The sequence below is a fragment of the Winogradskyella costae genome (genome assembly GCF_013403865.1).
Lineage (GTDB): Bacteria > Bacteroidota > Bacteroidia > Flavobacteriales > Flavobacteriaceae > Winogradskyella > Winogradskyella costae.
Genome location: NZ_JABFDK010000007.1, coordinates 58,293 through 71,146 on the forward strand (window position 1 = coordinate 58,293; position 12,854 = coordinate 71,146).

The following is a 12,854-nucleotide window of genomic DNA, read 5'->3' on the forward strand; positions in this document are numbered from 1 at the left end:
TATTTTAAAGGGATATGATATTACAAACCTTTAACTTTATCTGCAGCCTTAGTTGCAGCGTCGTTACCAGCTTTTTTAGCTGAATCCACCGCGTCAGTACCGGCTTTTTTTGCACCATCAACTGCATTGTTAGCAGCATCTTTTGCATCGTTAGCCATGTCATTAGCTCCTTCTTTAGCGCTGTCAAATGCATCACCTGCTGCAGTTTCAGCGTCATCCATAGCATCACCTGCATCGTCCATAGTATCTTCCATAGCGTCTCCTGCATCATCAATAGTATCTTCTATTGCGTCACCAGCGTCATCCATAGCATCACCAGTATCATCTATAGCATCACCTGTAGCATCTGAAGCGTTTTCTACTGCGTCTTCTGCTTTGTCAGCTGTTTCTCTACAAGAAGTAAATGATAATCCTAATACGGCAACTAGTGCTAAACTTAATACAACTTTTTTCATTTTATTGGTTTTAGTGTTAATTTATGTTAATATACGAAAATAATAATTTAAGTGAATTATCAATATCTTTTATTGATTAATCTTCGTACATCGTTGCTATATACGTTTGTAGTAATGCATTTGGATTTTATGCCTTGGATTATTTTCGATTTTAATTACTTTTATGATGACGATAACGCAATAATTTTAATTCAAGAACCGATAAAGACGACTTAAGATAATCTTAAGTTCTAAAATTTAAGAATTTGGGTTAATCTAAATTCACATTCAGTGACAAACTTGTAACTCAGAAACATATATTTACCAGAAGAAATTTTTTAAAATAGATCAACATGACTTTAAAATCCAATTATAAAAATTCACTTTTCATTGCTGTCTTATGCGTTTCACTTTTGGGTTTTTCTCAAAATAACAGAATAGAAAAAAGCATTATAGAAGCGGTTGATAAGCATACTGAAAACGCTATTGACTTGATTAAAGAATCAGTCAATATTAATAGCGGCACTATGAATTTTAAAGGTGTAAAAACCGTAGGACGTTTATTTCAAAAGGAATTAGATAAATTAGGGTTTAAAACCGAATTAACAAATGGTGATGCTTATGGCAGAGCCGGACATTTAATAGCCACAAGAAAAGGAAAAAAAGGACCAAAGTTTTTAATGATTGGTCATTTAGATACGGTTTTTGAACTAGAAAGTCCTTTTCAAGAATACACTATGCTCAATGATTCTATAATGAAAGGGCCTGGAGTTGCCGACATGAAAGGTGGTGACGTTATCATCATTTTAGCCATGCAAGCGCTACACGAAGCCGGACTTTTAAATGATATGTCTGTCGAAATCGTCATGACGGGCGATGAAGAAAAAAGTGGAGATCCTTTAGAATTGTCTAAAAAAGCGTTAATCGATGCTGCAAAACGTGCAGATATTGCTTTAGGCTTCGAAAATGGAGATAACAATCCAAAGACAATAGTAGTTTCTAGAAGAGGTTCTGCAGATTGGCAACTTAAAGTTACTGGGAATCCAGCGCATTCTTCACAAATCTTCACGGAAGCTATTGGAGCAGGAGCCATATATGAAACGTCTCGAATTTTAAATGAATTTTACGTTCAGTTAGCTAAAGAAAAAGATTTAACTTTTAATCCGGGATTCATTATTGGAGGTACAACGTTACAGCCGGATGACGATGGAACGGGAGGACATGCCTTTGGAAAAGCGAATGTGGTATCTCAAGACGTTATTGTTAGAGGAGATTTAAGAGCGGTGTCTTTAGACCAATTAACAAAAGCTAAAGCAACAATGGAAAAGATTGTTTCAGAAAATTATCCGAAAACGAAAGCGGAATTAACATTTGCGGCAGGAGCGTATCCTCCATTGACAAAAACCGATGGGAATGTAAAGTTATTGGGGTATTACAATATCGTAAGTCAAGATTTAGGCTTTGGACCTGTTACTGCTGTAAATCCAAGAAATGCAGGTGCTGCAGATATTTCATTTACATCAGAATATGTAGAGATGGCAATCGATGGTTTAGGACTTACGGGTGGTGGAGATGACCATACAATTAATGAAACCGGGGATTTAAACACGGTGGCGATACAAGCAAAAATAACCGCAGTGTTGATGTATAGGTTAGTGAATTCTAAATTGTAGAATAAAAATTCATAAAAAAAGACTTTACTACTTTTATGTTGTTTAAAATTGGAATTTACTCAAATATTTAGAGTATAATACAGTAAGTAATTTAGATGGTGCTGCCAGTAAAGAACAAGGTATTTAAAAAGTTTATTTAATAAAATTAAAAAGTAGTGTAGCTATTCAACTTTTAAGATTAGTAAAGAAAATAGGAGGACTTAATTATATGTATTTGAAACTATGGACTTATTTAATTCAGAAATAGAATCTAATCTTTTACCATTTGATGGTGAAGTCAATTATTATGGTTCCATAATGTCTATTGAAAAAGCACAAGATTATTACGAAAAATTACTTCAACATATCAATTGGAGGAATGATAAAGCCATCATTTTTGGAAAATTAATTATCACGAAGCGAAAAGTAGCTTGGTACGGAGACCAACCCTTCGATTATACCTATTCTAAAACTACAAAATCGGCACTACCCTGGACTAAAGAGCTTTTAGAACTTAAGGAAATGGTAGAAGCCAAAACAGGAGAAACTTTTAACTCTTGCTTACTTAATTTATACCATAGTGGAGAAGAAGGTATGGCTTGGCATAGTGATGGCGAAAAGGATTTAAAAAAGAATGGAGCCATTGCGTCTTTAAGTTTTGGTGCAGAACGTAAATTCTTATTTAAAAATAAAGAGACTAAGCAAAATGTTTCTGTTCAGTTGGAAAAAGGCAGTTTGTTAGTGATGAAAGGATCAACTCAAACCCATTGGGTACATCGCTTGCCACCAACTAAAAAAGTAAAAACACCGAGAATAAACTTAACGTTTCGAACTATAGAATATTAATTAAGATTCTAAATAACCCATAATTTTTACGACAGCACCAATATTAGACTCAATATAAGATTTAGTAATCTCACCTTGTCTTTTTCTCAATTTAGCATCAGTAATTAAAGCGTTTAAAGAAGCATTGAAGGCTGAAGAACTAGCCAAACTAGTAACTCCTCCTAAATCAATAAGCGTTTTAGCTTCTGGAAATTTCTCATAGTTTTTTCCTATAAGAATTGGGATTCCAAATACTGCAGGTTCTAGTATATTATGCAAACCAGTTGTGCCTGCACCTCCACCAACGTAAGCCATGTCGGCATAGCTGTAAGCTTTACTTAAATAGCCAATAGTGTCTAAAATAAAGACCTTATAATCGGCTAAATTTTGATTTTCAGTTAATTCTGAATAACAAATCGTTTTTACGTTTAATTGCGATTTTAAAGAAGCCACATAACTTACCTTTATATTATGTGGAGCAATTACAAATTTTACATCTAAATTTTCATTAGAATTAATAAAATCCATATATAATTTGTCATCATCTGGCCAAGAACTTCCAAAGACCATACATAATTTGTCATCTTTAAATTCTTCAATAAAAGAAACCGTATTATCAATTTTTAATTGATTTGAAACCCGATCAAATCGTGTATCTCCAGAAACGGAAACTGAATTATAATCAATACTTTTAAGTAATAATTTAGAATTCTCATCCTGTGTAAAAATATGATTGAATCCAAATAAAGCGGATTTAAGATAAGAACCGTACCATTTAAAAAAGGCTTGGTCTTTTCTAAATACAGCAGAAATTAAAATCGCATTTAAGTCGCGCTTTTTGATTTCATGTAGAAAATTAGGCCAGATTTCATACTTCACAAATAGAATATAATCAGGATTCACGAAATCTAAAAACTGTTTAGCATTTGCAGTAGTATCTAGAGGAAGGTAAACCACAACATCCGCGATTTTTGAGTTTTTTCTAACCTCATAACCAGAAGGTGAAAAAAATGATAATACCACTTTATAGTTAGGATGTTTAGCTTTTAAAGCTTCAAAAACGGGCAAACCTTGTTCATATTCCCCCAAAGAAGCGCAATGAAACCAAAACGTTTTGTCTTGTGATGTAATAACATTTTCTAACTTCAAAAAGGTGTTTTTTCTACCTACAACACCTTGTTTCAATTTAGAATTGAATAATGAAGCAATTTTAATAATAAAATCAGCTAAGTAAATTCCTATGGAATAGAGTCCTTTCAAAAAAAAAGATTTGTGCTAAAATACATTTCTTTCAATTAAAAGCATTGGCTCAGCGCTTACAATTTCGTATTTTCGCTAAGAGCTTTATGCTTTTTTATATTTACACTAAAATGTAGTCTTCACGATGAAAAAAATACAGATGGTTGACCTTCAAAGTCAATATGCCAAAATTAAAGATATAGTAGATCCTTCGATTCAAGAAGTATTAGATAATGCCAGTTTTATTAATGGTCCTAAAGTCCATGAGTTTCAAAGAAATCTTGAGAATTATCTAGAAGTAAAACACGTCATTCCTTGTGCTAATGGAACAGATGCCTTGCAAATTGCGATGATGGGTTTAGGCTTACAGCCTGGTGATGAGGTCATAACAGCCGATTTTACATTCGCAGCTACGGTTGAGGTTATTGCGTTGTTGCAATTAACTCCGGTTTTGGTAGATGTAGATCCTATTACATTTAATATTGATGTAGAGGCAATTAGGAAGGCAATTACACCAAAAACAAAAGCTATTGTGCCGGTTCATTTATTTGGTTTACCTGCCGCAATGGATGAGATTATGGAGTTAGCGAAAGCACATAACTTATTTGTAATTGAAGATAACGCACAGGCCATTGGCGCAAGTTATACACATAAAGATGGTAGTAAAACAAAAACGGGCGCTATTGGACATGTGGCTTCTACATCGTTTTTTCCATCTAAAAATTTAGGCTGTTATGGAGATGGTGGTGCTATTTTTACAAATGATGATGAGTTAGCACACAAGATTAGAGGTATTGTAAACCATGGAATGTATGAGCGTTACCATCATGATGTTGTCGGTGTAAACTCACGTTTAGATTCTATTCAAGCAGCTGTTTTAGATGCTAAATTACCACATTTAGATGCATACAATAATGCAAGACGAGATGCTGCTAGAAAATATAGTGAGGCTTTTAAAAATCATCCAAATATTACCGTTCCATCTGGTTTAACAGAATGTGAAGGGATTTGTGATACATGCGATTGTCATGTATTTCATCAATATACACTTAATTTGAAAGGAGTAGATAGAGATGCACTTGTGGCACACTTACAATCGGCAAATATCCCATGTGGAGTATATTATCCAATTCCGCTACACAGACAAAAAGCATATATGGATGATCGCTATAATGAATCAGATTTTCCAGTGACCAATGCGCTTATCCAATCGGTGATTTCGCTTCCCATGCATACAGAGTTAGACGATGAACAGATTGAATGTATTACAAGTACAATTTTAAAATTTATACAAGAGAATAAATAATATGAAAATTTTAGTTACCGGAGGTTTAGGTTTTATAGGATCGCATACCGTTGTGGAATTACAGAATGAAGGCTACGACGTTGTAATAATAGATAATTTATCTAATTCATCAATTGAAGTTTTAGATGGTATTACTGCTATCACTAACAAAAAACCACTTTTCGAAAAATTAGACTTAAAAGTGAAACCTGACGTTCAAGATTTTTTTAAGCGTCATAACGATATTGTCGGTGTCATTCATTTTGCAGCAAATAAAGCCGTTGGTGAAAGTGTTGCAGAACCGTTAATGTATTATGAAAATAATATAACCACTTTGGTATATATACTTCAAGAATTGAGAGGTTTGAGTAAGAAGAATTTTATATTTAGCTCTTCTTGCACTGTTTACGGACAGGCAGATGAATTACCAATTACTGAAAATGCACCTGTAAAAGCGGCAGAATCTCCTTATGGAAATACAAAACAGATCGGTGAAGAAATTATTAGAGATACGTGCCGCGTTAATGGAGATATAAAGGCAATTGCCTTACGTTATTTTAATCCAATTGGCGCCCATCCTACGGCCGAAATTGGTGAATTACCTATTGGTGTTCCTCAAAATTTAGTACCTTATATTACACAAACAGCTATCGGTATGAGAGAGCAATTATCTGTGTTTGGAGGGGATTATCCTACCTCTGATGGTACTTGTGTTAGAGATTATATTCATGTGGTGGATCTAGCAAAAGCACATGTCGTGGCTTTACAACGTCTTTTAAATGATAAAAATGATTCTAATTACGAGTTTTTTAATCTTGGCACAGGAACAGGTAGTACTGTTCTAGAGGCTGTACAGTCCTTTGAGCGTGTTTCAGCAACATCTTTAAATTATAAAATTGTAGATCGAAGAGAAGGTGACGTTATTGCGGCTTATGCTGAAACGTCTAAAGCAAATACTGTTTTAGGATGGAAAACAGAGTTAACCTTAGATGATGCTATGACTTCGGCATGGAAATGGGAGCAAAAAATTAGAACAAAATAACGAATTAGTAATGCCTAATAACGTTTTCAGAATCTTAGTGTTGCTCTTCGGAGCAGCACTTTTAGTAAAGAAATTCAAGATCAAATGTGACAGTTAAAACCAAATTGTAGGGTAGCATATTATTTCACTAAATGACGACATAACTTTAAGTATTTCTACAATGAAAACATCATTTTTGTTATGAAAAAAGATGTTTTTCACATAAAATAGCTAAAATTAGGTGTTTTTGCGTTTATTGAATATGTAAGCGACAAGCAACAACGTTGCGAATATGTTAATTCATTTAGTGTCTGATTTTCAATATGATAATATCAAAAGCTGTTAGCTAGGTTTTAACATTGATTTCTTGGAGTTGGCCATGAATCTTCGTTGCTTTGTAGTGAATGATAATTGAACAACATGAAATTGATTAGTATTAAAAGAGAGACCAAAACCGAAGGTCGCTTCACAAAAAAAATGGGTGTAATGTTAACTAATGTTACCTATATTAAAAAGCAATTCTTAAGTATCCCATATAAAACACTTCACAAATACAGAGAAACATATTATGGTGAAGTCAAAGATTGCGAAGATTGTAAACTAGCACGTTAGTTTTAAAATTCTAAGCAGAAACGCTTTCTTTCTTTTTGTTGTTAAATATTCCGCTCAATAGCAATATGACCATGCCTATAGTAACGGACATATCAGCAACATTAAAGATGCCAGTTTTAAATACCCCTCCCAAATTGATGTAGAAAAAGTCAGTGACTTGGCCAAATACAATACGGTCAAAAACATTGGCTATACCTCCTCCTGCAATACAACAAAAAGCAATAAGGCTCATCCGGTCTAATTCTTTAGTTTTAATGATATAATAAATCACATAAGCTAAAACAAGAGTTGGTAAAATCAACAAGAATATTAATCTAAGGGTTGGATTCATATCACTTCCCATACCTAAAAAAGCACCTTTATTTTCTACCCAGATCAGTTGGAAATAATCCTGTATAACATTGATTTGTCCTTTCCCTCCTCTAATCATTGTAGTTCTAACGATGACTTTAGAAATTTGATCAATAGCAATATTAAATGCTATAAGTATGATGATAAATAGTGTTCTGTTCAAATCCTTAAAGTTTAGGCGTTAATTTCAAAAGTAGCTGAAGCTGTTTCTGCGTCTCTATGTATTTTCTTTACTAAACCTTGTAATACTTTTCCAGGACCAACTTCCGTAAAATGAGCTGCGCCATCAGCAACCATTTGCTGTACAGATTGCGTCCAGCGCACAGGTGCCGTTAATTGAGAAATTAAATTGGCTTTAATTTCGTTTTCATCCGTAATAGCAGACGCTGTTACGTTTTGATATATAGGACAGTTCGGTTTACTAAACGTGGTGTTTTCTATAGCAGCCGCTAACTCTTCACGAGCAGGTTCCATCAAAGGAGAGTGAAAGGCTCCACCAACCGGTAATACTAAAGCGCGTCTTGCTCCAGCTTCTTTCATAGCTTCACAAGCTTTATTAATAGCGTCAACTTCACCAGAAATGACTAACTGACCAGGACAATTATAATTAGCAGGGACAACAACTCCATCTATAGTTTTACAGATGTCTTCTACTATATTATCTTCTAAACCTAAAACAGCAGCCATTGTACTTGGTTGTAATTCACAAGCTTTTTGCATCGCTTGTGCTCGCTGAGATACTAATCTAAGTCCGTCTTCAAACGTTAAAGCACCAGCAGCAACCAACGCAGAGAACTCTCCAAGAGAATGACCTGCAACCATATTTGGTTTAAAGCTATCCCCAAGTGTTTTTGCTAAAATTACAGAATGCAAAAAGATAGCAGGTTGAGTTACCTTGGTTTCCATTAAATCTTCCTTAGAGCCTTCAAACATAATGTCTGTTATATGAAAGCCTAAAATATCATTGGCTTTTTCAAATAATTCTTGTGCTAATGGTGAATTTTCGTAAAGATCCAATCCCATTCCTGAGAATTGAGCACCTTGACCTGGGAATATATATGCGTTCATTTGTGTTTCAATTTAAGATGCAAAAATAGGAATAAATATTTGCAGTTTGCAGTATTCAGTCGCAGTTTTCAGTTAGCGTATAATTGATTGAAAACTCTAAGAACAAGCCGCCTCAGCACAACGCTCGCCATCCATGGCAGCCGAAATAATTCCGCCGGCATAACCGCCACCTTCTCCACATGGAAAAAGATTAGTGATTTCAGGATGTTCTAAAGATTCTGTTCTTGGAATATTCACTGGTGATGAGGTACGCGATTCTACACCAATAATATTAGCTTCTTCAGTGTAATACCCTTTCATTTTTTCGCCAAAAGCTTTAAATCCTTTTCGTAAGGATCCTCCAATTATTTTTGGTAATAAGGAGTGTAATGGTGCTGAATTTAAACCAGGTTGATAAGAGGTTTCATTTAAACTTGAAGATAATTTTCCTTCAACAAAATCCGTCAGTCTTTGAGCAGGAGCAGATTGTCTACGTCCTCCAGCAGTGAAGGCTAAACGTTCTAAATCTTTTTGATATTCGAGAGCTTTCAAAGGCCCAAAATGTTCGTATTTATAAAGGTCTTTATCGGCATTGATTTCTGTGACAATACCAGAATTAGCGAATTTATTATTTCGTTTTGAAGGAGACATACCGTTAACGACTACTTCACCATTGGCTGTGGCTGCAGGAACAATAAACCCACCAGGACACATGCAAAAAGAATACACACCTCTGTCATTAACTTGTTGTACCAAGCTGTATGACGCTGCAGGAAGTAACTCGTCGCGCTGCTCTCCTTTACAATGGTACTGAATACCATCAATGATTTCTTGCGGATGCTCAACCCTGACTCCCATGGCGAATGATTTTGCTTCCAATTTAATTTTTTTATCATTTAATAAATAGAAAATATCTCGTGCAGAATGGCCTGTTGCTAAAATGACTTTTTCAGCATCTAATTCTTTTCCGTCTAAAAGTTGAATAGCTACAATCTTACCATTCTTAATAGTGAAGTCGGTAACACGCGTTTCAAAATGAACTTCTCCACCGAATTTGATAATATTCTCTCTTATATTCTGAACGACTTTTGGTAATTTATTGGTTCCTATATGTGGGTGTGCATCTACTAAAATCTGATCCGTTGCTCCATGATACACTAAGTTTTCAAAGATGCGACGAACATCTCCACGTTTTAAACTTCTGGTGTATAATTTACCGTCAGAATATGTGCCAGCACCACCTTCACCAAAACAGTAGTTAGAATCTTCATTTACAAAATGGTCTTGGTTGATGGCTTTTAAATCGCGTCGACGGTCTTTTACATTTTTTCCGCGTTCTAAAACAATAGGTTTAAAACCGAGTTCTATACAACGTAAAGCAGCATACATACCTGCAGGACCAAAACCTATAATATGAACCGGCTTTGCGTTTGAAACATCTTTATAATCGAAGTGATATTCTGAAGTTTCAGGCATTGGTTCGTTGATGTAAACCTCAACTTTATAATTGAACATTATGTTGCGCTTACGTGCATCAATCGATTTACGAAGAATTTTTATTCCTGAAATTTCGGAAGATTTCATTCCCAGATCATTAGCTGCTTTGTTAAGCAAACCATCGGGTTGTCTTTCTTGTTGTAAATTAATACGTAGTTGTAAGGCTTTTATCATATTGCAAAATTAAAGAAAAGAAATGTTATCAAAACTTTTTAAATAGCAATAAGTTGTAATGTTTACGTTTCCATATAAACCTAAAAAAACCACGTTAATTAACGTGGTTTCATATTCTTTTATAGCAATGGGATTAAGATTTTGTTTTGGGTTGATCTCTATTCATTTCTGTAATATCGATATCTGTAGCTTCTGTATTTAGAAAGTGTTTGCTAAAGTGATCTGCTCTTAACCAAAATGAATATTCAGTCATGTTTCCAAAACTATGACGTTGACCGGGCATAAGCATAAAATTGAATCGTTTGTGGGCTTTTATTAATGCATTTGCCATTCTAATGGTTCCTCCAGGATGTACATTATTATCGACATCGCCTGTAATAAGCATTAGGTTTCCTTTTAGATTTTGAGCTAAAGATTGATTGTTGTCAATGAGGTATTTGTATTTTACATTACCATCATCATCCATTTCTTCTTGCACTCCATGATGTGTTTCACTCCACCAACTGTTATAGATGCTATTATCATGATTTCCTGCTGAAGAGACTGCAGCTTTAAAGAAGTCAGGATAAACTAACATGGCAGCTGTAGACATAAAACCTCCACCAGAATGGCCGTAAATCCCTACTTTTTCGATGTCTATAAAGTTATGTTGGTCAGCTAATTGCTCTGCAACATGCCTTTTATCAGCTAAACCGTAATCTCTTAAATTTCCGTAACCATAGTTATGGTACCATTTAGAACGGTCTGGATGTCCACCACGATTTCCCATTGTGACTACAATGAATCCAACTTGTGCCATACGATCTAAACGATCCATTCTAACAGAAAATGATTTATTAACGGCTTCGGTTTGAGGGCCAGGATAAACGTATTCTAATAGTGGATATTTTTTAGTGTCATCAAAATCATAAGGCTTATACATTACACCATAAATATCAGTGATACCATCATCAGCTTTCATTTTAAAAGTTTCCGGAAATTGATAACCTGTTGCCATTAATTGTGATAAATCGGCTTCTTCTAAATCCATTATAAGTTTTCCTGTATTGGATCTTAATTCTGATTTAGGAACCGTATTCACTCTAGAATTGTTGCTCACAAAATAGGCGTTAGAATCTGCCATATCCGTACTTGTATTGTAATCTCCAGGATTTAAAGCTTGCAGACTAGAACCGTTTAAATTAATTTTATACAGATGCTCGTAATAGGGATCTTGGTTTTTGGCGATACCATGTGCAGTAAAAAAAAGCATTCTGCTTTTTTCATCTACACCAATTGCACTTTCTACATGATATGAACCAGAGGTGATTTCGTTTTTTAAATTCCCTTCAATATCATACAAGTAGTAATGTGCCCAGCCTGAGCGTTCTGCCCAATGAAGCATTTCAGTTTCATTATTTAGCAATACTAAAGGACGTGATTCTATATAGGTGTTAAAACGCTCTTCGATTAATACTTTAGTTTCTCCGGTATTAATATCTGCCACACATATGTCTAGCTTTTTACGATCTCTACTAATAGTGTTATAATAGATTTTACCTTTTTTAGATAATAGTAATGACGGGTTGAAGTCATCATTATAACTCGATTTCAATCTCGGCTCACGATACACTTGAATGCTTTGCTGTTTTACGGTATCTAATTGGACTTGAATATTTGACTTTGAAGGGATATCAAACACATGCAATTCAGTTTTATAATAGTCATCTTCACCTGGCATGTGGTATTTGTAAGACTCTAATGTTGGGCGTTTACCAGAAGTCGTATTGATGACCCATAAATCGTTGATATGCCTAGAATCAGTTCTTTGAAATACAAACTTTTTAGAATCGTGAGACCAAACACCTCTAACTGATTTGCGCTTATCCTTATTCTTTAATTTTTCCTCATTATTTTCACCACGACTACTTCCTCCAAAGTCATAATTTTCTTCGCCATCTGTGGTCCATTGGTTTTCAACTATTGTTGAATCTTTTTCGTTCTTTACTGCTTTTAAGAAGTTTTCTTTATCCATCCAGTACAGATTGTAATGTTTTGAGAATAAAACCACAGAACTATCTGGCGCGATATTAGCCCACTTTTTCCAGTCTTCTTTTTCTTTCTTTTTATTACTAATAATAGTTAGACCATTTCCTCCAAGACGGTACTCAAGATGATATACTTTATTCACCTTTTTTGCCTTTTTAGCTTTGCCTTTTTTCTTTTTATCTATTTGTGTAGAATCTGTTTCTGTTGTGTTTTCTTTTTCGTCGTCAACTTCTTCGTCTTTTTCTTCATCAACTTTTTCGGTTGAAGTTACGTAGAAACGAATTGCTGTTTCATTTTTTACAAATTCAAAATTAAATTTTGGTAAATGCTGTGCATCGTATGGATCTTTGGTGATCTCAGTTAGCCATTTCGCCATTTTTTCGTTATCAAAAAGTGCTTTTTTGCTGCGGCTATCGGCATCTACAATATAATAGTCAGAGCCTTCAGTTGTTTTAAATTGGTACCAAAATTTATTGCCATTTTTTAACCAATTTGGTCGCACTGACGTCGAATGAACTAACTTTCCTAAATTAGTAGGAGAATATTTAGCTGCAGCTCTATAATTAGGAATAGGGGTGTTGCTTTCTTTTTCGCTATTTTGTGCATTTGATACACTAAATGACAAGCTTAAAAGTAGTAAAAATAGTAATTTTTGCATGCTTTATAAATTGGTTTAAGGTGAGTAAATT

General features: G+C 34.5%; 11 protein-coding genes. 5 read left to right on the plus strand and 6 right to left on the minus strand.

Going from position 1 to position 12,854, the window contains the following annotated elements; translation table 11 throughout:
* Positions 1-20: 20 nt before the first annotated feature.
* Positions 21-455: a hypothetical protein gene (locus HM986_RS13600; RefSeq protein WP_179335642.1), complete on the minus strand. Its 435-nt coding sequence runs from the start codon at positions 453-455 to the stop codon at positions 21-23.
* Positions 456-787: 332 nt separating this feature from the next.
* On the opposite strand from HM986_RS13600, the gene HM986_RS13605 reads away from it, so the two are divergent.
* Positions 788-2,107, plus strand: a complete 1,320-nt coding sequence (locus tag HM986_RS13605) for a M20/M25/M40 family metallo-hydrolase (RefSeq protein WP_179335643.1) — start codon at positions 788-790, stop codon at positions 2,105-2,107.
* A gap of 222 nt (positions 2,108-2,329) precedes the next feature.
* A complete protein-coding gene (locus HM986_RS13610) occupies positions 2,330-2,932 on the plus strand; it encodes an alpha-ketoglutarate-dependent dioxygenase AlkB family protein (protein WP_179335644.1) in 603 nt (200 codons plus the stop codon).
* Here HM986_RS13610 and HM986_RS13615 read toward each other — a convergent pair whose 3' ends face one another.
* The gene (locus HM986_RS13615; RefSeq protein ID WP_179335645.1) at positions 2,933-4,171 is read right to left on the minus strand and encodes a 3-deoxy-D-manno-octulosonic acid transferase; all 1,239 of its coding nucleotides are present in this window, start codon (positions 4,169-4,171) and stop codon (positions 2,933-2,935) included.
* Positions 4,172-4,295: 124 nt separating this feature from the next.
* On the opposite strand from HM986_RS13615, the gene HM986_RS13620 reads away from it, so the two are divergent.
* The 3 genes from HM986_RS13620 (at position 4,296) to HM986_RS13630 (ending at position 7,068) form a co-directional block, all read left to right on the plus strand.
* Complete coding sequence (locus tag HM986_RS13620; RefSeq protein ID WP_179335646.1) at positions 4,296-5,456, plus strand: DegT/DnrJ/EryC1/StrS family aminotransferase; 1,161 nt, start codon at positions 4,296-4,298, stop codon at positions 5,454-5,456.
* Between the two features lies 1 nt (position 5,457).
* Positions 5,458-6,477 carry a UDP-glucose 4-epimerase GalE gene (gene galE, locus HM986_RS13625; RefSeq protein ID WP_179335647.1) on the plus strand — a complete coding sequence of 340 codons (1,020 nt, stop codon included), beginning with the start codon at positions 5,458-5,460 and terminating at the stop codon, positions 6,475-6,477.
* Between the two features lie 399 nt (positions 6,478-6,876).
* On the plus strand, positions 6,877-7,068 hold the full coding sequence (locus HM986_RS13630) for a hypothetical protein (protein ID WP_020895523.1): 192 nt from the start codon (positions 6,877-6,879) through the stop codon (positions 7,066-7,068).
* Positions 7,069-7,078: 10 nt separating this feature from the next.
* On the opposite strand, the gene lspA is transcribed toward HM986_RS13630, so the two are convergent.
* From lspA to HM986_RS13650, 4 genes are all read right to left on the minus strand, one after another.
* Positions 7,079-7,582, minus strand: coding sequence for a signal peptidase II (gene lspA, locus HM986_RS13635; RefSeq protein WP_179335648.1), 504 nt, complete (start codon positions 7,580-7,582; stop codon positions 7,079-7,081).
* An 11-nt stretch (positions 7,583-7,593) separates the two neighbouring features.
* On the minus strand, positions 7,594-8,487 hold the full coding sequence (fabD, locus tag HM986_RS13640) for an ACP S-malonyltransferase (protein ID WP_179335649.1): 894 nt from the start codon (positions 8,485-8,487) through the stop codon (positions 7,594-7,596).
* A 96-nt stretch (positions 8,488-8,583) separates the two neighbouring features.
* Positions 8,584-10,137, minus strand: coding sequence for an NAD(P)/FAD-dependent oxidoreductase (locus HM986_RS13645; protein ID WP_179335650.1), 1,554 nt, complete (start codon positions 10,135-10,137; stop codon positions 8,584-8,586).
* Between the two features lie 133 nt (positions 10,138-10,270).
* A complete protein-coding gene (locus HM986_RS13650; RefSeq protein WP_179335651.1) occupies positions 10,271-12,823 on the minus strand; it encodes a S9 family peptidase in 2,553 nt (850 codons plus the stop codon).
* Between the last annotated feature and the right edge of the window lie 31 nt (positions 12,824-12,854).